Below are 21,536 nucleotides of genomic sequence, written 5' to 3'. Positions count from 1 at the left end.
CGAATCGCCCCGGGACGTAGGAGATAGGAGCTGTGCTGATGGGGAAGCGGCCACGGGATAGCCGTAATAAAGCGGGGGCGGGAGAGGGAAAAGGCGGCAGCCCTTGGCTGCCGCCGGGTGCATCAAGGGATAGCGACTTCGATCACGCCATCTGCTGCCACACTGACCTGGCTGGTGCCGGCCTCGACATCAGGCGTTGGCGCGGCGTCGGCACGCGCGGCCTTCATCATCATGACTGGCGCGCGTAGATATGGCTGCGGGAACCCGGAGGTGTTCAGGTTCAGGTTGACCAGTTTGTAGCCGGTACCGCCCAGTGCGTCGGTCACCAATTTCGCGCGAGCACGGAATGCTGTCACAGCGTCCTTGAGCAACGCGTCTTCGCTGGTCTTGCGTGCGGGGTTGGAAATGGAGAAGTCCATGCCGCCCATTTTCATGTCGCCACCCAGCAGGTCGCCGGTCAACTTGGAGAGGGCGGCAAAGTCGGCGCTTTCCAGGCGCAGTTCGGCGTGTTCACGCCAGCCGGTGATCTTCTGGCCTTTGTCGTCATAGATCGGGTAGCTGTTGCGGCTGCCCTGACGAATGTTGATGTCCTTGACCTGACGCGCTTCGCCCAGGGCCTTGTTCAGGGTTTCAGTGACGCCGGCCGCCAGCTTGGCCGGGTCGGTGTTCTGCGATTCGGTGTAGAGGGTGACGGTCATCAGGTCGCGCTGCACTTCCTGGCTGACTTCGGCGCGGACCGAAACCTGGTTGTAGTGAACGTCGTCGGCGAGGGCAGGGGTGCTGGCCAGCGCGAGTGCGCCGAGGGTGAGCAATGTGGCAGTGGGGCGAAGGCTGAACATAAAAACTCCTTGTTTGGCGAACCGTCCCGAGGGATGTGGCAAGTCCTCGGCGGACGGATGCCCATGAGACTGTGAACCCGGAGGCTTGTTCCTGCGCCATTGGGCGGAGGTCAAATGGATGTGGCGGTTTGACGCACTTTGACGGCAACTGTTGTCGCATTGGTTATACTCGCTCCGATTCGCCTGGAGCGCTCATCAGGAGAGCTCATGCTCGCCCCCTTGCAACTGCTTTCCGCTACCCGTCAGAACCTCTGGCGCCTGACGTTCATCCGCATTCTGGTGCTGGGTGCCCAGGCGGGCTCAGTGGGGTTCGCCTATCTGTTCGATTTGCTGCCGCTGCCCTGGCTGCAGCTGGACATCACCCTGGGTTTCTCGGCGATCGTCTGCCTGCTGACGGCCATCCGTTTGCGCACCTCGTGGCCGGTGACCGAGCTCGAATACGCCGTGCAACTGGCATTCGACCTGTTTATCCACAGTGCGCTGCTGTACTTTTCCGGCGGCTCGACCAACCCGTTCGTTTCTTATTACCTGGTGCCGCTGACCATCGCCGCCGTGACACTGCCGTGGCGTTATTCGCTGATCCTGTCGGGTATTGCGCTGGCGTTGTACACCCTGATGCTGGCCAAGTTCTTCCCGCTGGATGCCTTCGTGGCCCGCGAGAACATGCAGATATACGGTATGTGGCTGAGTTTCGCGCTGGCGGCCGGGGTGATCACTTTCTTTGCCGCGCGCATGGCCGAAGAACTGCGCCGTCAGGAACACATGCGTGCCTTGCGCCGCGAAGAGGGCGCGCGCGATCAGCAATTACTCGCGGTGGCGACCGAAGCTGCCGGCGCCGCCCATGAACTTGGCACGCCGCTGGCGACCATGAGCGTGCTGCTCAAGGAAATGCAGCAGGACCATAAAGACCCTGCGCTGCAGGACGACCTTTCGGTGCTGCAAGATCAGGTCAAGCTGTGCAAAGAGACGTTGCAGCAACTGGTTCGCGCCGCTGAAGCGAATCGCCGGCTCTCGGTGCAGGAACAAACCGTTACGCACTGGCTCGATCAGGCGCTTAATCGCTGGCACCTGATGCGCCCGGAAGCCACTTACCGCTTTCAACGCCTGGGACAGGGCGACGTGCCGATGCTGGCGCCGCCGCCGGACTTGACCCAGGCGCTGCTGAACCTGCTCAACAATGCTGCCGATGCCTGCGCCGAAGGGCTTGAGGTGAATCTGGACTGGACCGCCACCGAGATTCGCATCAGCATCCGCGATCATGGAGCCGGGGTCCCGCTGGCCATCGCCGAGCAGATCGGTAAACCGTTTTTTACCACCAAGGGCAAAGGCTTCGGCCTTGGCCTGTTCTTGAGTAAGGCCAGCGTGACCCGCGCGGGCGGCTCGGTGAAACTCTATCCTCACGAGGAAGGCGGCACGCTGACCGAGCTGCGCCTGCCCCGTGACGCACGAGGAGATGAAGCATGACTGACGAAATCCAGGTTGAAGGCGAAGAACTGCCGCACCTGCTGCTGGTGGACGACGACGCCACTTTCACTCGCGTGATGGCACGGGCCATGGCGCGCCGTGGTTTTCGCGTAAGCACCGCCGGTTCCGCCGATGAGGGCCTGGCCCTCGCGCAGCAGGACATTCCGGACTACGCCGCCGTCGACCTGAAAATGGAAGGGGACTCGGGGCTGGTGCTGTTGCCCAAGCTTCTGGAACTGGACCCGGAAATGCGCGTGCTGATCCTGACCGGTTATTCGAGCATCGCCACGGCCGTCGAAGCGATCAAGCGTGGCGCCTGCAACTACCTGTGCAAACCCGCCGATGCCGATGACGTGCTGGCAGCGCTGCTGTCCGAACACGCCGACCTGGACACGCTGGTGCCTGAAAACCCGATGTCCGTCGACCGCTTGCAGTGGGAGCACATTCAGCGTGTGCTGACCGAACACGAGGGCAATATCTCCGCCACGGCGCGTGCCTTGGGCATGCATCGGCGCACGTTGCAGCGCAAGTTGCAGAAGCGCCCGGTCCGCCGTTAAGCAGGGACTGCTTCTTAAACATTTATTCATGGAAGATCGTCTGTGGCGTCTGGCACATTGGCGCCAACGCCTTTAATTGCCTGCTGCCGAGCTTTTGCCATGAATTTTGATGTAGACGAATCCAGGGTCAATGACGCTGTAAACGGGAATTTCTTTTCCCGGGTCTGGAAGCTGGTGACGCCCTACTGGCGCAGCGAAGAAAAAGGCATGGCCTGGGTGCTGCTCATCGCAGTGATCGTGCTGTCGCTGTTCAGTGTATTTATCTCGGTGCTGGTCAACAGCTGGTACCGCGACTTCTACAACGCGCTGCAGAATAAGGACCTGGGGGCCTTCACCCATCTCATCCTCTACTTCTGCGGCATTGCCGCCATTGCCATACTTGGCGCGGTCTATCGCCTCTATCTGACCCAGATGCTGACCATCCGCTGGCGTCGATGGCTGACGGAACAGCATTTTGCCAAATGGCTCGCACACAAGAACTACTACCGGCTGGAGCAGGGCGGTTACACCGATAACCCGGACCAGCGTCTGTCTGAAGACCTCAATAACTTCACGTCCGACACCCTCAGCCTGAGCCTCGGCCTGCTGCGCACGGTGGTCAGTCTGGTGTCGTTCTCGGTGATCCTGTGGGGCGTGTCCGGCAGCATCGAGCTGTTCGGCATCACCATTCCCGGCTACATGTTCTGGGCCGCACTTATTTATGCCGCGGTCGGCAGCTTGCTGACTCACCTGATCGGCAAACGCTTGATCGTGCTGAGCAACCAGCAACAGCGTTACGAGGCCGACATGCGTTTCTCGCTGGTGCGCGTTCGCGAGAACGCCGAGAGCATCGCCCTGTCCGATGGCGAGGCCAACGAAAATCAGCGCCTGAGCGCACGGTTCGGCATGGTCTGGAGCAACTTTTGGACGATCATGAAGGTGCAGAAGCGTCTGACGTTTTTCACCGCCGGTTACTCACAGATCGCCATCGTCTTCGCCTTTGTCGTGGCTGCACCGCGTTACTTCGCCGGCAAGATCGAACTGGGCGAGCTGATGCAGATCAACTCGGCGTTCGGCAATGTGCAGGAAAATTTCAGCTGGTTCATCGACGCGTATACCCAACTGGCATCGTGGCGCGCCACCTGTGATCGTCTGCTCAGCTTCCGTCAGGCCATGGACGAAAACGAAGCGCGCGTGCCGGCCATCAAGGTTAGTCATGAGAGCGAAGCCTTGCAGCTCGATGGCCTGGCGCTGTCTCTCGCCGGCGGTCGCCAGTTACTGAACAATGCCAACATTCGCATTGCTGCAGGCGAAAAAGTCATGCTCAGCGGCCGCTCCGGCAGTGGCAAAAGTACGCTGCTGCGGGCGATGGGCGGGTTGTGGAAAGAAGGCCATGGTGCCGTGAAGCTACCCGCCAAACGTGCGTTCTTCCTGCCGCAAAAACCGTATCTGCCGATTGGCACCCTGCGTGAGGCGTTGAGTTATCCCCAGGCGCCCGAAGTCTATCCTGCCGAGCGCTTTGCTCAGGTGCTGGAAACCTGCCGCCTGGGTCATCTCATCCCGCGACTGGACGAGAGTGAACACTGGCAGCGCATGCTGTCGCCGGGCGAGCAACAACGCGTCGCTTTTGCCCGAGCGTTACTGTTCGCGCCGGACTGGCTTTACCTGGATGAAGCCACATCCGCGATGGACGAAGAGGATGAAGCCGCGCTGTATCAGGCGTTGCTGGACGAGCTACCGGGCGTGACCCTGCTCAGCATCGGCCACCGCAGCAGCCTCAAGCGCTTCCATGGTCGCCACGTGCGCATCGACGGTGGCCAGTTGCACGAGCAGCCGCTAACCGAATCGGCACTTTAAGCGTAGAGTGCTGAAGCGATAAAGTGTCGTAAACCAGGTGCTTCGCCGGGGTTGTTGTGTGATCGCACAACCCGGTGAGCTATCATCAGCGTTCAGCGTATTTAGAGATGCATGTTGGATATGGAAAATCAGAGCGCTCCGCCTCGCGCACGCAGAAAGCACCGCAGTCTCGCACAGGAACTGGTGACTGAACTCTCCGAGCGGATCCGCACTGGCGGGCTAAAGCGCGGGGACAAGTTGCCTACCGAGTCTGCAATCATGGAAGAGCAGGGCGTCAGCCGCACGGTTGTTCGCGAAGCCATCTCTCGCCTGCAGGCCTCCGGGCTGGTCGAAACCCGGCATGGCATCGGCACGTTCGTTCTGGACACGCCGAGCCCGAGCGGTTTCCGTATCGATCCGGCCACCATCGTCACCCTCCGTGACGTCCTGGCGATTCTCGAGTTGCGCATCAGTCTCGAAGTCGAATCAGCCGGCCTGGCCGCCCAACGCCGATCCGCCGAGCAACTGGCCGACATGCGCGCCGCCCTCGACGCACTCAGCGAAAGCGCGGCCCATGCCAGCGATGCTGTCGGCGCCGACTTCCAGTTCCACATGGCCATCGCCCTGTCGACCGGCAACCGCTACTTCACCGACATCATGAATCACCTGGGCACCAGCATCATTCCCCGTACCCGTCTGAATTCTGCGCGCCTGGCCCACGACGACAACCAGCATTACATGAGCCGCCTGAGCCGCGAGCACGAGGAAATTTACGACGCCATCGCGCGCCAGGATTCCGATGCCGCCCGCGCCGCCATGCGCCTGCACCTGACCAACAGCCGTGAACGGCTGCGTCATGCTCATGAAGAGGCCGAGTCGCAGCGGGCTTGAGCCCGATTGATTGAGTGGGCCATGGCATTGCTGCGGGGGCCATTGATCGAATGTGTTTGCGGTGGTTTAGCTAATTACCTTGGGATTGCCCCATTCCCCATTCCCCATTTCCCATTGCCTCCGGCCAGAGGCATGCGCAGTCCTTGTGGGAGTGAGCTTGCTCACGACGACGGCACTCCTGCCAAGAGTGCTGCGGATATACGGGCCTCTTCGTGAGCAAGCTCGCTCCCACACGATCGAGTGCAGAGCCCGATCACGCGGCGCTCATCCAAGAGATGGTTTATGGCAGTCCGCACCGTCGCCGATCCTGTCTTCCCTCATATCCACCACTCATCCTTCCCCGTCATAAATATTTCAAAACGCTATTGAGTGATCCCCCTCTCAGTTGTACGATGACTTACGACATCAGCGCAGGACTGGTGCTTCATCCACAAAAATAGCTCCCCAGGGTGTTCGAATAATGAATCCACAAGAACTGAAGTCCATCCTCTCTCACGGTCTGCTTTCCTTCCCCGTTACCGATTTCAATGCCCAAGGCGACTTCCACCGCGCTGGCTACATCAAGCGTCTGGAATGGCTCGCCCCGTATGGCGCTTCCGCGCTGTTCGCCGCAGGCGGTACAGGTGAGTTCTTCTCCCTGACCGGCGACGAATACTCCGAAATCATCAAGACTGCCGTCGACACCTGCGAAACCAGCGTGCCGATTCTGGCTGGCGTCGGTGGTCCGACCCGCCAGGCGATCCAGATGGCTCAAGAAGCCGAGCGTCTGGGTGCAAAAGGCCTGCTGCTGCTGCCTCACTACCTGACCGAAGCCAGCCAGGACGGCGTCGCCCTCCACGTTGAAGCGGTCTGCAAATCGGTCAAGATCGGCGTTGTCGTCTACAACCGTAACGTCTGCCGCCTGACCCCTTCGCTGCTGGAACAACTGGCCGAGCGCTGCCCTAACCTGATCGGCTACAAAGACGGCCTGGGTGATATCGAGCTGATGGTTTCGATCCGCCGTCGTCTGGGCGACCGCTTCTCCTACCTGGGTGGTCTGCCAACGGCAGAGGTCTACGCCGCCGCCTACAAGGCGCTGGGCGTGCCGGTTTACTCCTCGGCGGTGTTCAACTTCCTGCCAAAAATGGCGATGGACTTCTACCACGCCATCGCCAAAGACGATCACGAGACCGTCGGCAAGCTGATCGACGATTTCTTCCTGCCGTACCTGGACATCCGTAACCGCAAACACGGCTACGCGGTGAGCATCGTCAAGGCGGGCGCCAAGCTTGCCGGTTACGACGCAGGCCCTGTCCGCGCCCCGCTGACTGACCTGACGTCGGACGAAGTCGACATGCTGGCTGCATTGATGGACAAGCAGGGCAAGCAGTAATCGCCCAGTTGCCGCAAAACCGCTGAGCGATCAGCGGTTTTTTGCCCTCGGGGCTTCGCTAACGGACAGCTCGCAGTACAGCTTCACATCGCATCTGTTTTAGGGGCAGAGGCGAGCAGCACACACATAAGATCGTTTACCCGCGCAAAAAAAATAACTAGTGGGAGTTTCGAACATGCAGAAAACCAAGCCGACGCACGTCCGCTATTTGATCTTGCTCATGCTGTTTCTGGTGACCACGATCAACTACGCCGACCGTGCAACCATCGCCATCGCAGGCTCCAGCCTGCAGAAAAGCCTCGGCATCGACGCCGTCACCCTCGGTTTCATCTTCTCCGCATTTGGTTGGGCCTACGTCGCCGGCCAGATCCCCGGCGGCTGGCTTCTGGACCGCTACGGCTCCAAGAAAGTCTACGCACTGAGCATCTTCACCTGGTCGCTGTTCACCGTGCTGCAAGGCTACGTCGGCGAATTCGGTCTCTCCACCGCCATCTTCCTGCTGTTCGCCCTGCGCTTTATGGTCGGCCTCGCCGAAGCACCGTCGTTCCCCGGCAACGCCCGTATCGTGGCGGCCTGGTTCCCGACGTCTGAGCGCGGCACGGCCTCGGCGATCTTCAACTCGGCACAATACTTCGCCACCGTTCTGTTCGCCCCGATCATGGGCTGGATCGTTTACACCTTCGGCTGGCAGCACGTGTTCATCGTGATGGGCAGCATCGGCATCCTGTTCTCGCTGATCTGGCTGAAAGTTATCCACAGCCCTCGCAACCATCCGAAAATCAACAAGGAAGAATTCGATCACATCGCCAACAACGGCGGCATGGTCGACATGGACCAGGACAAGGGCAAAGGCTCTGCCAGCGGCCCGAAATGGGACTACGTGCGTCAGTTGCTCACCAACCGCATGATGCTGGGCATCTACCTGGCTCAATACTGCATCAACGGCATCACCTACTTCTTCCTGACCTGGTTCCCGGTGTACCTGGTTCAAGAACGCGGCATGACCATCCTCAAGGCCGGTTTCATCGCTTCGCTGCCGGCTATTTGCGGATTCATCGGCGGCGTACTGGGCGGGATCATTTCCGACTACCTGCTGCGCAAAGGCCACTCGCTGACCTTCGCTCGCAAGGCGCCGATCATTGGTGGTCTGCTGCTGTCGACCTCGATCGTGACGTGCAACTACGTCGACATCGAATGGGTCGTTGTGGGCTTTATGGCACTGGCCTTCTTCGGCAAGGGCGTGGGCGCACTGGGCTGGGCGGTCATGTCCGACGCATCGCCGAAACAAATCGCCGGTTTGAGCGGCGGTCTGTTCAACATGTTCGGTAACATCGCTTCCATCACCACCCCGATTGTCATCGGCTACATCATCAGCACCACCGGTTCGTTCAAATGGGCCCTGGTGTTCGTCGGCGCCAACGCGCTGGTGGCGGTGATCAGCTACATCTTCATCGTCGGTGAAATCAAACGTGTAGAACTCAAGGACACCCCAACGAAGGGTGCCTTGCCGGCCAGTGAAGCCGAGCTTTCTCAAGCGAAACTCTGAGGAAAAACCGTGATGAACTTGATCCAGCATGCCGACTCGCCGCGTTACATTCGCTTGCACGCGCTTGATAACGTCGTCGTCGTGGTCAATGACCAAGGCGTTCCGGCGGGGACTGAATTCGATAACGGTCTGGTGACCGTCGACAATGTGCCGCAGAGCCACAAGGTGAACACCGTGGACATCGCCGAAGGGGAGCCGATCATTCGTTACGGCCACACTATCGGCTATGCGCTGCAGCCGATCCCGAAAGGCAGTTGGGTCAAGGAAGATCAGCTGCGCATGCCATCAGCGCCGGCGCTGGACAGCCTGCCGATGTCAGACGCCGTGCCGGTCAGGGGTGAGCCGCTGGAAGGCTTTACCTTCGAGGGCTACCGCAACGCCGACGGCACCGTCGGCACGCGCAATATCCTGGGCATCACGACGACGGTGCAGTGCGTCACCGGGGTTCTGGATTTCGCCGTCAAGCGCATCCGCGAGGAACTGCTGCCCAAGTACCCGAACGTCGATGACGTGGTGGCGCTGACCCACAGCTACGGCTGCGGCGTCGCCATCACTGCCAAAGACGCATACATCCCGATTCGCACGGTGCGCAACCTGGCGCGCAACCCGAACCTGGGTGGTGAAGCGCTGGTGATCAGCCTGGGCTGCGAGAAGCTGCAGGCCGATCAGGTCATGCACACGGGCGACGCCTCGGTCGACCTGAGCGAGCCCTGGCTGTATCGCTTGCAAGACTCCAAGCACGGCTTCAACGAAATGATCGAGCAGATCATGGAACTGGCCGAGACGCGTTTAAAGAAGCTCGACCAGCGTCGTCGCGAAACCGTGCCGGCGTCGGAATTGATTCTGGGCATGCAGTGCGGCGGCAGTGATGCGTTTTCCGGCATCACCGCCAACCCGGCACTGGGTTATGCGTCGGACCTGCTGCTGCGCGCGGGCGCGACCGTGATGTTCTCGGAAGTGACCGAAGTGCGTGACGCGATCTACCTGCTGACCTCCCGTGCCGAAAACATGGAAGTGGCTGAAGGCCTGGTTCGCGAAATGGACTGGTACGACCGTTACCTGGCCAAGGGCGAAGCGGATCGCAGCGCCAACACCACGCCGGGGAACAAGAAGGGCGGGCTGTCGAACATCGTCGAGAAGTCGCTGGGGTCGATCGTCAAGTCCGGCAGCAGCGCCATCAACGGGGTGCTTGGCCCTGGCGAGCGGGTGACGCGCAAAGGCCTGATCTTCTGCGCGACGCCGGCGAGCGACTTTGTCTGCGGGACGTTGCAACTGGCGGCCGGGATGAACCTGCACGTGTTCACTACAGGGCGCGGCACGCCGTATGGTCTGGCGATGTCACCGGTGGTGAAGGTGTCGACCCGGACCGAACTGGCGCAGCGTTGGCCGGATCTGATCGATGTCGACGCAGGCCGCATCGCAACCGGCCGTGCCAGCATCGAAGACCTGGGTTGGGAGCTTTTCCACTTCTATCTCGACGTCGCCAGCGGAAAGAAGACGACCTGGACCGAGAAGTATCGTCTGCACAACGACATCACCCTGTTCAACCCGGCGCCGATTACATAAGCCGGAATTCAGCCCTTTACCCGCCGGGCTTGTTAGTCCGGCTGGTGTATGGTCGATGCGGGAGTGGTTGTGTCGCCACAGGTTTCTGTGCCGTACTCAGCCCCTGTGGGAGCGAGCTTGCTCGCGAATACGCCACTTCTGCCGCTGTAGATTTCGGACGTACCGGCCTCTTCGTGAGCAAGCTCACTCCCACAATTTAACCCTCTCGCCAAAAGATTTCGCGCCGTACTCACTTCCCTGTGGGAGCGAGCTTGCTCGCGAATTCGTCACTTCAATCGCTGAAGAATCAGCGACTAGTCACCAACTCCGCTTTATCTTCACCCGCCTCAGGCTCAGGCTCCGGCTCCGGAAACGCCTCGGTGTGATCAAATTCGATGCCTTCGCCCATCGCCTTGTACTTCTTGCGCAGCGCGTGCAATTCCCTCTGGTCGAGGTTATCCAGGCTCAGCACGGCGTTCTGCGCGTCTTTGGTCACCCGTAGCAGTTCGTCGATCTTGATATGCAGCTCATCGGTATCGCGGTTCTGGGTGTTCTGGATCAGGAAAACCATCAGAAAGGTAATGATCGTCGTGGACGTATTGATGATCAGTTGCCAGGTGTCGTTGAAATGGAAGAGCGGCCCGGTGGCGGCCCACACGCAGATCAGCGCAATCGCAACGAGGAAGGTTCGTGGGCTGCCAGACCATTGCGACAAGGCCTGCGCGAACTTCGAGAATGTCATGAACGGTTCCTTGGTTAAGCATTAGAGATACCCAAGGGACCGCGTCGCGTCGTTGAAATTTCTTCTTACAACATGAAATCGGCGACAGGATCAGCTCCAGCCGAATACCTCACAGGCGTTGGCGGTGCTCGCGGCGGCCAGTGCGTCGACAGGGATATTCATCAGCTTGGCGATGGCCGCGCAGATATCGGGAAGATGCTCGGGGCTGTTGCGCAGGCCCGGAAACATTGCCGGCGCCATGTCCGGGGAGTCGGTTTCCAGCACGACGCTTTCCAACGGCAGATCGGCGATCACCCGGTGCATGCGCAGCGCCTGCGGCCACGTCGCCGCACCGCCCAGCCCCAGCTTGTAACCCAGCTTGATGTATTCCCGGGCTTCTTCGCGGCTGCCGGCGAAGGCGTGAACGATGCCACAGCGCTTGAGCTTGAAGCGCTTGAGCGCGGCAATGGTGTCGGCGTGGCTGCGGCGCACGTGGAGCAGGGCAGGGAGGTTGAAGTCGACGGCCAGCTGCAACTGCTGGTCAAGCAACGTCTGTTGCCGCGGGCGGTCCAGGGATTCGATGTAGTAATCCAGACCGATCTCGCCCACGGCGCACAGCTTGGGATGCCCGGCCAGACGCGTCAGCCAGTTGCGCATCTCCTGTACATGCTCTGGCTGATGCTCCTCAAGGAACACAGGGTGCAAGCCCAGCGCGGCGTACACCGAAGGTTCGCTGATTGCCAGATCCCACACCCGTTGCAGATTGCGCTGATAGACGCCCAGCACCACGATGCGCTCGACACCCAACTGCCGGCTGTTGGCGAGGACGGCGTCGCGGTCGGCGTCGAAATCGTCGAAATCCAGGTGCGTGTGGGTGTCGATCAGTCGCACGTTGCTTACGCCTCGTGAATCCGCTGTTTGAATGTCCGCACGATGGCATGCACGCCCGGTTCGTACTGATCCTGCTCAATGGCCGACAACGCCAGCGCGAGAGCTTTCTCGGCGATCAAATGGTGCTGCTGAGCCATGGCGTTGACCGGCAACGGCAGGAAATCCAGCAGTTGTGTGTCGCCGAACGTGCCCAAGTGAAGTTGGTCCGGATTCAGGCGGCGCTGGTGCAGCAAATCGAACACCCCTTGCAGCAGGACGTAGGACGTGGTGATCAGCGCGTCGGGGAAATACCCCAGGCGGTCAAACATGTCGCTGGCCAGTCGCAGGCCGCAATCACGGCTGAACGCGTCGCCGTGTTCGATGATCACCGAGCCTTCGAAACCCTCCAACGCGTCTTCGAAGCCGCTGGCTCGCGCCTTACTGACGCTCAGTTCGGGCTGCGCGCCGATCAGGGCGATGTGCCGGGGTTTGATCTCCAGCAGGCTGCGGGTCAGCTGCTGGCTGGCATCGTGGTCGTCGCTGACCACCGAGCAGAAATACGCAGGATCCATCTCTCGGTCGATGGCGATGACCGGCGTCCCTTGCTGCTGCAGCGCCCGGTAGCTGTCATCGCTGGCCGGCAGGCAACTGGCGACGAACAGCGCATCGCAGCGTCGCGCGCGAAACAGCTGCAACAACTGCAACTCGCTGATGGGATCGTCGTCAGAACTGGCGATCAGCAGTTGGTAACCGCGCGCGCGGGCGCCCTGTTCCAGTTGCTTGGCGATGCGCGCGTAACTGGGGTTTTCCAGGTCGGGCAGGATGAAGCCGAGGGTTCGGGTATGCCGGCTGCGCAGCCCGGCGGCCTGCGGGTTGGGTCGGAAGCCGTGGGCGTCGACCACCGCGCGCACGCGCTCGACCGTCGCACTGCTGATGCGTTGCTGTTCGGCCTTTCCGTTGATCACGTAGCTGGCCGTGGTCACAGAAACGCCGGCCAGACGCGCAATATCACTGAGTTTCAAGCCGGGCATCCTTTCGTGATGAGAAGCAGAAGTGAGAGCTGAACTACCGTGGCAGGGATTTTCACCGATTAACAGCCATCATGACAGCAGACCGTTGTCTGGTAGAAAGCGTGTGTGCCGCGAAGGATGTTTCCTACACGATTCGACCGGATGAGCTTCAATCCGCATGGATTATCAAGTAACGTGCGCGGCACGCTAGATTAAACGATTCAGCAGGCCTGTTTATGGCGCCTTCTGCCCTGTTCTTTGCCTAAGGCGGGCCCTGAGTCGAAATATCAATGTGAGTTTACGCATTCATTATTAGCAAACCGTAAGTCATCGGTGTTTACGACCGGTCCTACAACAAGAATCTGGCGCGACCCCGCGCAGCACAGGAGAACGCAATGCTCGAGCTGACCATAGAGCAAATTTCCATGGACCAGTCGGCGGTGGACAAGCCCGCCGCGTTGCAACTGCTGGCTGACTTGCTTGTCGCCGATGGCCTGGTGGCTCCCGGCTACCTTGCAGGCTTGCAGGCGCGCGAGCAACAGGGTTCGACTTTTCTGGGGCAAGGCATCGCCATTCCCCACGGCACGCCGCAGACCCGCGACCAGGTGTTCGCCACCGGCGTGCGCCTGATGCAATTCCCCGAGGGGGTGGACTGGGGCGACGGGCAAATGGTCTATCTGGCCATCGGCATCGCTGCCAAGTCCGACGAGCATTTGCGGTTGCTTCAACTGCTGACCCGTGCCTTGGGTGAAAACGACCTGGGCGAAGCGCTGCGTCAGGCGAAGGATCCCGAGTCGCTGCTCAAACTGCTGCAAGGCGCGCCGCAGGAACTGGCCCTCGATGCTCAGATGATCAGCCTGGGCGTCATGGTCGATGATTTCGAAGAGCTCGTCTGGCGCGGCGCACGTTTGCTGCGCAAAGCCGAGTGCGTGAACAACGGTTTCGCGGCGGTGCTGCAGCAGGTCGAGCCGTTGCCGCTTGGGGAAGGACTCTGGTGGCTGCACAGCGAGCAGATGGTCAACAAGCCCGGCCTGGCCTTCGTGACGCCGGACAAACCCATGCGTCACCTGGGCCAGTCGCTGACCGGCCTGTTCTGCCTCGCCAGTCTGGGCGAGTCCCACCAGGCACTGCTCGAACGCCTTTGCGCGTTGTTGATCGAAGGTCGCGGCCACGTCCTGGGTGAGGCGACCAGCAGTCGCGCGGTGCTTCAGGCATTGGGCGGCGAAGTACCGCCGGACTGGCCGAGCGAGCGCGTGACCCTGGCCAATGCCCACGGCCTGCATGCGCGTCCCGCAAAAATCCTCGCGCAACTGGCCAAGGGCTTTGACGGCGACATTCGCGTGCGCATCGTCGATGGCACCGAAAATCCTGTGTCGGCCAAGAGCCTGAGCAAACTGCTGAGCCTCGGCGTCCAGCGCGGTCAGTCCCTTGAGTTCATTGCCGAGCCGACCATTGCTGCCGACGCCTTGCCTGCGTTGATCGCTGCGGTGCTCGAAGGCCTGGGCGAAGAAATCGAGCCGTTGCCGACCCATACCGAAGTCAAGCCAGCCACGGCGGTTGTTGAAAAAACCCTCAGCGCCCCCGCCGCAGGCACTCAGGTTCAGGCCGTGCCTGCTGCGCCCGGCATCGCCGTCGGCCCGGCCCACGTGCATGTTCTGCCGGTGTTCGATTACCCGGCACAGGGCGAATCGCAAAGCGTCGAACACGAACGTCTGCACAGCGCGCTGGCGCAGGTGCGTGTCGACATCGAGCAGTTGATTCAACGCAGCACGGCGAAGGCCATTCGCGAGATTTTCGTCACCCACCAGGAAATGCTCGCCGACCCCGAACTGGTCGACGAAGTGGCGCAGCGCCTGAAACAAGGCGAAAGCGCCGCTGCCGCGTGGATGAACGTTATCGAGGCCGCCGCGCGTCAGCAGGAACAGCTGAAAGATGCGCTGCTGGCCGAGCGCGCCGCTGACTTGCGGGATGTCGGCCGCCGGGTGCTGGCGCAGATCTGCGGCGTCGAAGACCTGGTTGAGCCGGAAGAACCGTACATTCTGGTGATGGATGAAGTCGGTCCGTCCGACGTCGCGCGTCTGGACCCTGCCCGTGTCGCCGGCATTCTCACCGCCCGCGGCGGCGCCACGGCCCACAGCGCCATCGTTGCCCGGGCGCTGGGCATCCCGGCCCTGGTCGGTGCGGGCGATGCGGTGTTGCTGATCAAATCCGGCACCCAGTTGTTGATTGACGGCCAGCGCGGGCGTCTCGACGTTGCGCCCGACGAAGCGACCCTGCACCGCGCCTTGCAAGACCGTGACACCCGCGAGCAACGCCTCAAGGCTGCCGCTGCCCTGCGCATGGAGCCAGCGATCACCCAGGACGGCCACGCCGTTGAGGTCTTCGCCAACATTGGTGACAGCGCCGGCACGCCGGCAGCGGTGGAGCAGGGCGCCGAAGGGATTGGCCTGCTGCGCACCGAATTGCTGTTCATGGCCCACAGTTCCGCGCCCGATGAAGCAACACAGGAAGCGGAATACCGGCGCGTGCTCAACGACCTCGACGGTCGCCCGCTGGTGGTTCGCACCCTCGACGTCGGCGGCGACAAACCGCTGCCGTACTGGCCCATCGATAAGGAGGAAAACCCGTTTCTCGGTGTGCGCGGCATTCGCCTGACCTTGCAGCGCCCGGACACCATGGAAAGCCAGCTGCGAGCGTTGCTGCGTGCGGCGGACAATCGCCCGTTGCGCATCATGTTCCCGATGGTAGGTACCGTCGAAGAATGGCGTCAGGCCCGGGACATGACCGAGCGTCTGCGTCTGGAGATCCCGGTGGCCGACCTGCAACTGGGGATCATGATCGAAGTGCCGTCGGCGGCGTTGCTGGCGCCGGTGCTGGCGAAGGAAGTGGACTTCTTCAGCGTCGGCACCAACGACTTGACCCAGTACACGATGGCCATCGACCGCGGTCACCCGACCCTGTCCGCTCAGGCTGATGGTCTGCACCCGGCGGTGTTGCAACTGATCGACATCACCGTGCGCGCGGCCCATGCCCATGGCAAATGGGTAGGCGTGTGCGGCGAATTGGCCGCCGATCCGCTGGCGGTGCCGGTGTTGGTCGGTCTGGGTGTGGATGAATTGAGCGTCTCGGCGCGGAGCATCGGCGAAGTCAAAGCCTGCGTCCGTGAATTGAATCTGATCGAAGCCCGGAAACTTGCGCAGGCGGCCTTGGCCGTTGGCAGCGCGGCGGACGTGCGTGCCCTCGTGGAGGGGCTGTAATGGCGAAAATTCTGACATTGACCATGAACCCGGCGCTGGACTTGACCGTGCAGTTGGGCCCCTTGCAGATCGGCCAGGTCAACCGCAGCGACGCCATGCTCAGCCACGCGGCGGGCAAGGGCATCAACGTCGCCCAGGTGTTGGCTGATCTGGGGCACGAGCTGACCGTCGCGGGCTTCCTCGGCGTCGACAACCAGCAGCCGTTCGAAACCCTGTTTGCCAAGCGCGGCTTCGTCGATGAGTTCGTGCGGGTGCCGGGCGAGACGCGCAGCAACATCAAGCTGGCGGAAAGCAGCGGGCGCATTACCGACCTCAACGGCCCCGGCCCGGAAGTCAGCCCGCAGGCGCAACAAGCGCTGGCCGCTCGGGTTGAACAGATCGCGGCGGGTTTTGATGCGGTGGTCGTGGCTGGCAGTCTGCCCCGCGGCGTCAGCGCGCAGTGGCTGAAAACGCTGTTGCTGCGCCTCAACGCCATGGGTTTGAAAGTGGCGCTGGACACCAGCGGCGAAGCGTTGCGCGCCGGCCTGGAAGCGTCGCCGTGGATGATCAAGCCCAACACCGAAGAGCTGGCCGACGCCCTCGATGCGCCGATCATTTCCATCGACGCTCAAGCGCAAGCGGCGGCGGACCTGCGCCAGCGCGGCATCGAGCATGTGGTGATTTCACAGGGCTCGGAAGGCGTTCACTGGTTCAGTTCCAACGTCGCGTTGCAGGCACTGCCGCCCAAAGTCACCGTCGCCAGCACCGTCGGCGCGGGGGATTCGCTGCTGGCCGGGATGGTTCACGGCTTGCTGTGCGGGCACAAACCCGAGCAAACCTTGCGCACTGCCACGGCCATTGCGGCCATGGCCGTGACTCAGATCGGCTTCGGCATCAATGACCTGGCGCAATTGAAACGTCTGGAAAGCGGCGTCAACGTCCGCGTCCTGACGGCATAACAAGAGAGGAAGTGTGATGAAGTTAGCCATTGTTACGGCCTGTCCGAACGGCAAAATCAGCAGCGTCCTCAGTGCCCGTCTGCTGGATGCGGCGGCCCAGCGCCAGGGTTGGAGTACCAGCGTCGAGATCCATGATCCGCGTCATCCGGAGAAGCAACTGTCGCCGGGCGACATCGAAGCGGCCGACTGGGTGCTGGTGGTCAACACCGGCCCGCTGGACCTGGCGCGCTTCTCCGGCAAACGCCTGTATCAGGCCACGCCCGCGCAAGCGTTGCAGGACGCCGATGGCTTTCTGCGTTCAGCGGCGGCGCTGGCCACCGAGCACACCGCGACTTCTGCTGCGCTGACTGCTTCCAGCGCGCAGCCGCGTCTGGTGGCGGTGACGGCGTGCCCGACCGGCGTCGCTCACACCTTTATGGCGGCCGAGGCGATTCAGCAGGCGGCGAAAAAGCTCGGCTATGACCTGCAGGTGGAAACTCAGGGCTCGGTCGGTGCGCGTAATCCGCTCAGCGCCCAGGCCATTGCCGACGCCGATGTGGTGTTGCTGGCGTGTGATATCGAAGTCGCCACCGAGCGTTTTGCCGGCAAGCGCATCTATCGCTGCGGCACCGGTATTGCGCTCAAGCAAGCTGAAGCGACGTTGAAGAAAGCGCTGGCGGAGGCGGAGGTTGAGTCCACGGCTTCATCGTCCAAGGCCTCTTCCAAAAAGGAAAAGACCGGCGTCTACAAACACCTGCTCACCGGCGTGTCGTTCATGCTGCCGATGGTGGTGGCGGGCGGTTTGCTGATCGCGCTGTCGTTCGTGTTCGGCATTCACGCGGCAGAAGAACCGGGCACGCTGGCGGCAGCCTTGAAGCAGATCGGCGCGGGCGCGGCGTTCCAGTTGATGGTGCCGTTGCTGGCTGGTTACATCGCTTATTCCATCGCCGACCGTCCGGGCCTTGCGCCGGGGATGATCGGCGGTCTGCTCGCCAGCACCTTGGGCGCCGGCTTCATTGGCGGCATCATCGCGGGATTCCTGGCGGGCTACAGCGCCTGGGCGGTGAATCGCTACGCGAAGTTGCCGGCAAGTGTCGAAGCGCTGAAGCCGATTCTGATCATTCCGCTGCTGGCGAGCCTGTTCACCGGGTTGGTAATGATTTACGTGGTGGGCAAGCCGGTCGCCGGCATGCTCGAAGGGCTGACCCACTTCCTCGACACCATGGGCACGGCCAACGCGGTGCTGCTCGGCGTGCTGCTGGGCGCGATGATGTGCGTGGATCTGGGTGGGCCGATCAATAAGGCGTCCTATGCGTTTTCGGTGGGCTTGCTGGCCTCGAGCAGCGGCGCGCCGATGGCGGCAACCATGGCGGCTGGCATGGTCCCGCCGATCGGCATGGGCATCGCGGCATTGATCGCCCGGCGCAAGTTTGCCCAGAGTGAGCGTGAGGCGGGCAAAGCGGCGTTCGTGCTGGGGCTGTGCTTCATCTCCGAAGGCGCGATTCCGTTTGCGGCGAAAGACCCGCTTCGGGTGATTCCGGCGAGCATCGCGGGCGGCGCGCTGACCGGTGCCCTGTCGATGTTCTTCGGCTGCAAACTCATGGCGCCCCACGGTGGGTTGTTCGTGCTGCTGATCCCGAATGCGATTAACCATGCGCTGCTGTACCTGCTGGCGATCGTGGCGGGCAGCGTCGTCACCGGCGTGCTGTACGCGCTGCTGAAACGACCTGAACCCGCCGAGCTGGATGCGGTGCCCGCCGGCGCGTAAACGCTGGCGCTTCCCCGGCTATAACCGGTTCCACGGGATGCACGCGATGCTTTTTAGTGGGACCGGCTTCAGCCGGGAAGGGGCCGGTTGGCGCGCCATCACATTTGCGGTGTTAATGCCGACGCCTTCCCGGCTAAAGCCGGTCCTACAAGTGCGCGGTCTGGCATGCAGCGATGGGTTGGATGTTCGGGCCTCTTCGCGAGCAAGCTCGCTCCCACAGGGCGAAGTATGGCACTGGATTTTGTGCCAGCCAGGGTCAACATTCAGCCTCACCCCACGGCCCTGTCATCTCCCGCAAACAATCCGCTGCTAGCGTCCTCCTATTGGATTCCCTTGAGGAGGATAAACATGTCCCGGTTCGACCTGACTCGCCGCCGTATCATCCAGGCCGCTGGTGCTGGCTTGTTGTTGCCGGGGCTTGCGCCGGCGGTCATTGCCTCGGTGAAGGATCGCCCGAAGATGACCGACGGCGTGCAGTCCGGCGATGTGCTCGGCGACCGCGCCATGGTCTGGAGTCGCAGCGACCGGCCGGCGCGCATGGTGGTCGAATGGGACACCCGCAGCATGTTCAGCAACCCCCGCCGCACGGTCTCGCTGCTCGCCGACCAGCGCACGGACTTCACCGCCCGCGTCGAATTGACCGGCCTCCCGGCGGATCAAGCCATCTTCTACCGCGTGTTTTTCGAAGACGCGCAAACCGGCGTCGCCAGCGAACCCTGGTTCGGTCACCTGCGCAGCGTGCCGGTCAATCGCCGCAACATCCGCTTCGTCTGGAGCGGTGACACCGTCGGCCAGGGCTTCGGCATCAACCCCGAGATCGGCGGCATGCGCATCTATGAGGCCATGCGCCTGCGCTTGCCAGACTTCTTCATCCACAGCGGCGACACCATCTACGCCGACGGCCCGGTGCCCGCCGAAGTGGTCACCGAAGGCGGGCGCATCTGGCGCAACATCACCACGGAAGAGAAGAGCAAGGTCGCGGAAACCCTTGACGAATACCGCGGCGCCTACCGCTACAACTTGATGGACGAGAACCTGCGGCGCTTCAACGCCGAGGTCCCGCAGATCTGGCAATGGGATGACCACGAAGTGACCAATAACTGGTCGCCGAGCAAGCAGCTGGACGACCGCTACAAGGTCAAAGACATCCAACTGTTGGCATCCCGCGGGCGTCAGGCGTTTCTCGAATACGCGCCGATGCGCTTGCAGAATGCCGACAACGGCGGGCGTGTCTACCGCAAGATCCCTTACGGCCCGATGCTCGACGTGTTCGTGCTCGACATGCGCAGTTATCGCGACGGCAACGACGCCAATCTGGCCGATAAGCCCGGGCCGACCACCGCCTTCCTGGGCCGCGAGCAACTGGACTGGCTCAAGCGCGAACTTCAAGCGTCTGGCGCTCAGTGGAAAGTCATTGCCGCCGACATGCCTATCGGCCTCGGCGTGCCCGACGGCGAGATCGGCCCCGGCGTGATGCGCTGGGAGGCGATCGCCAACGGTGAAAATGGCGCGCCAAAGGGCCGCGAACTGGAGGTCGCCGAGCTGCTGGGTTTCCTGCGCCAGCAGAAGGTGCGCGACACCGTCTGGCTCACGGCCGATGTGCATTACTGCGCGGCACACCACTACCACCCGGATCAAGCGGTGTTCCAGGATTTCGACCCGTTCTGGGAGTTTGTCGCGGGGCCACTCAATGCAGGCAGTTTCGGGCCTAACACACTCGACAAGACCTTCGGGCCTGAGTTGGTGTTCCAGAAGGCGCCGCCGGCGCAGAACACCTCGCCGTTTGCCGGGTTCCAGTTTTTTGGTGAGGTGAACATCGATGGCCAGAGCGGGGAGATGACCGTGACGCTGCGGGATCTGGACGGGGTTTCGGTGTTTGAGAAGACGCTGCAACCCGCGCCCATCGCCTGACGCAGCCTTGGGTTGTACGACCACTGCGCAATTGCCGGTAACACTTCCCGCGCCGCTGGCCTATCATTAGCCACCTAACGACGGCTCAGGGTTTGGCGTGCATGCTGGCAATCTTTCTGGAAACCCTGAACATCACCGCGCCGGTCTTCGCGATGTTGTTTCTTGGCGTATTGCTCAAGCGCGTGGGCTGGATCAACGACAGCTTCATTCACACCGCTTCCTCGTTGGTGTTCAACTGCACCATGCCGGCACTGCTGTTTCTGGGGATCATTCACGCTGACCTCCACGCGGCGTTTCAGCCAGGCGTGTTGATCTACTTCATCGTCGCCACGCTGGCGGGTTTTGCGTTGTCGTGGGGCTGGGCCATCTACCGCGTGCCGTTCGCCGAACGAGGCACGTACACCCAAGGCGCGTTTCGCGGTAACAACGGTGTCATTGGCCTCGCCCTGGCCGCGAGCATGTACGGCGACTACGGCATTTCCCTGGGTGCGATCCTCGCCGCGCTGGTCATCCTGTTCTACAACACCCTGTCCACCGTCGTGCTGGCGGTTTACAGCCCGGTGATCAAGTCCGACCCGTGGAGCATCACCAAAAGCGTCATGGCCAATCCGCTGATCATCAGCATTGTCATTGCGGCGCCGTTCGCCTACTTCCAGATCCCGCTCCCCAAATGGCTCGACACGTCCGGCAGCTATCTGGCGCAGATGACTCTGCCGCTGGCGCTGATGTGCATCGGCGGCACGCTGTCGTTGAAGTCGTTGCGAGAGAGCGGGACGTTGGCGATCAGTGCGAGCTTGATGAAGATGGTCTGGCTGCCGCTGATCTGCACGCTGGGCGCGTGGTTGCTGGGCTTCCGTCATGCGGAACTGGGGATTCTGTTTCTGTATTTCGGCGCCCCGACGGCGTCGGCCAGTTTCGTCATGGTCCGCGCGGCCAATGGCAATCACGAGCTGGCGGCGTCGATCATTGTCATGACCACCCTGGCAGCGGCGGTCACGACCAACGTCGGGATTTTCATTCTGCAGTGGGGCGGGTGGATTTAGTCTTGATTCG

16 protein-coding genes are annotated in these 21,536 nt (G+C 61.8%); 12 read left to right on the top strand and 4 right to left on the bottom strand.

The genetic code is table 11. The annotated features are described in order from the left end of the window. Positions 1 to 122: 122 nt before the first annotated feature. On the bottom strand, positions 123 to 839 hold the full coding sequence (locus AC3ISG_RS20335; RefSeq protein ID WP_489297812.1) for an SIMPL domain-containing protein: 717 nt from the start codon (positions 837 to 839) through the stop codon (positions 123 to 125). 207 nt (positions 840 to 1,046) lie between these two features. Between AC3ISG_RS20335 and AC3ISG_RS20330 the strand changes: the two genes are divergently transcribed. The 7 genes from AC3ISG_RS20330 to garD all read left to right on the top strand — a co-directional run bounded on the left by AC3ISG_RS20330 (position 1,047) and on the right by garD (position 10,050). Continuing rightward, positions 1,047 to 2,303: an ATP-binding protein gene (locus tag AC3ISG_RS20330; RefSeq protein WP_122623270.1), complete on the top strand. Its 1,257-nt coding sequence runs from the start codon at positions 1,047 to 1,049 to the stop codon at positions 2,301 to 2,303. Beyond that, positions 2,300 to 2,860, top strand: coding sequence for a response regulator transcription factor (locus tag AC3ISG_RS20325; protein ID WP_065990162.1), 561 nt, complete (start codon positions 2,300 to 2,302; stop codon positions 2,858 to 2,860). The genes AC3ISG_RS20330 and AC3ISG_RS20325 overlap by 4 nt, the downstream gene beginning before the upstream one ends. Before the next feature lie 99 nt (positions 2,861 to 2,959). Then, positions 2,960 to 4,696 carry an ABC transporter ATP-binding protein/permease gene (locus AC3ISG_RS20320; protein ID WP_122623271.1) on the top strand — a complete coding sequence of 579 codons (1,737 nt, stop codon included), beginning with the start codon at positions 2,960 to 2,962 and terminating at the stop codon, positions 4,694 to 4,696. A 120-nt stretch (positions 4,697 to 4,816) separates the two neighbouring features. Next, positions 4,817 to 5,566 carry a FadR/GntR family transcriptional regulator gene (locus tag AC3ISG_RS20315; RefSeq protein WP_108120830.1) on the top strand — a complete coding sequence of 250 codons (750 nt, stop codon included), beginning with the start codon at positions 4,817 to 4,819 and terminating at the stop codon, positions 5,564 to 5,566. A 460-nt stretch (positions 5,567 to 6,026) separates the two neighbouring features. Further along, positions 6,027 to 6,938, top strand: a complete 912-nt coding sequence (gene kdgD, locus AC3ISG_RS20310; RefSeq protein WP_122534960.1) for a 5-dehydro-4-deoxyglucarate dehydratase — start codon at positions 6,027 to 6,029, stop codon at positions 6,936 to 6,938. Positions 6,939 to 7,113: 175 nt separating this feature from the next. Further along, positions 7,114 to 8,484 carry an MFS transporter gene (locus AC3ISG_RS20305; RefSeq protein WP_122534961.1) on the top strand — a complete coding sequence of 457 codons (1,371 nt, stop codon included), beginning with the start codon at positions 7,114 to 7,116 and terminating at the stop codon, positions 8,482 to 8,484. A 12-nt stretch (positions 8,485 to 8,496) separates the two neighbouring features. Next, positions 8,497 to 10,050 (top strand): galactarate dehydratase, encoded by a 1,554-nt coding sequence (gene garD / locus AC3ISG_RS20300; protein WP_122534962.1) that lies wholly within the window; start codon positions 8,497 to 8,499, stop codon positions 10,048 to 10,050. Between the two features lie 286 nt (positions 10,051 to 10,336). Here garD and AC3ISG_RS20295 read toward each other — a convergent pair whose 3' ends face one another. From AC3ISG_RS20295 to cra, 3 genes are all read right to left on the bottom strand, one after another. Continuing rightward, positions 10,337 to 10,771: a low affinity iron permease family protein gene (locus AC3ISG_RS20295; protein WP_489297811.1), complete on the bottom strand. Its 435-nt coding sequence runs from the start codon at positions 10,769 to 10,771 to the stop codon at positions 10,337 to 10,339. Between the two features lie 90 nt (positions 10,772 to 10,861). Then, a complete protein-coding gene (locus AC3ISG_RS20290) occupies positions 10,862 to 11,641 on the bottom strand; it encodes a TatD family hydrolase (protein WP_489297810.1) in 780 nt (259 codons plus the stop codon). Positions 11,642 to 11,646: 5 nt separating this feature from the next. Continuing rightward, positions 11,647 to 12,642 carry a catabolite repressor/activator gene (gene cra, locus AC3ISG_RS20285; protein ID WP_489297809.1) on the bottom strand — a complete coding sequence of 332 codons (996 nt, stop codon included), beginning with the start codon at positions 12,640 to 12,642 and terminating at the stop codon, positions 11,647 to 11,649. A gap of 383 nt (positions 12,643 to 13,025) precedes the next feature. Between cra and ptsP the strand changes: the two genes are divergently transcribed. From ptsP to AC3ISG_RS20260, 5 genes are all read left to right on the top strand, one after another. Continuing rightward, positions 13,026 to 15,887, top strand: coding sequence for a phosphoenolpyruvate--protein phosphotransferase (ptsP, locus tag AC3ISG_RS20280; protein ID WP_489297808.1), 2,862 nt, complete (start codon positions 13,026 to 13,028; stop codon positions 15,885 to 15,887). Next, complete coding sequence (gene pfkB / locus AC3ISG_RS20275; RefSeq protein ID WP_489297807.1) at positions 15,887 to 16,825, top strand: 1-phosphofructokinase; 939 nt, start codon at positions 15,887 to 15,889, stop codon at positions 16,823 to 16,825. Before ptsP ends, pfkB begins: the two co-directional genes overlap by 1 nt. Before the next feature lie 16 nt (positions 16,826 to 16,841). Beyond that, positions 16,842 to 18,572: a PTS fructose-like transporter subunit IIB gene (locus AC3ISG_RS20270; protein ID WP_489297806.1), complete on the top strand. Its 1,731-nt coding sequence runs from the start codon at positions 16,842 to 16,844 to the stop codon at positions 18,570 to 18,572. Positions 18,573 to 18,920: 348 nt separating this feature from the next. Then, positions 18,921 to 20,483 (top strand): alkaline phosphatase D family protein, encoded by a 1,563-nt coding sequence (locus tag AC3ISG_RS20265; RefSeq protein WP_489297805.1) that lies wholly within the window; start codon positions 18,921 to 18,923, stop codon positions 20,481 to 20,483. Positions 20,484 to 20,584: 101 nt separating this feature from the next. Next, positions 20,585 to 21,526, top strand: coding sequence for an AEC family transporter (locus AC3ISG_RS20260; RefSeq protein ID WP_122623279.1), 942 nt, complete (start codon positions 20,585 to 20,587; stop codon positions 21,524 to 21,526). Positions 21,527 to 21,536: the final 10 nt, after the last annotated feature.

It is taken from the genome of Pseudomonas sp. GL_135 (genome assembly GCF_057834665.1).
The sequence above is the reverse complement of the archived record's forward strand: the minus strand, read 5'-3'. Positions and strand labels throughout refer to the sequence as shown.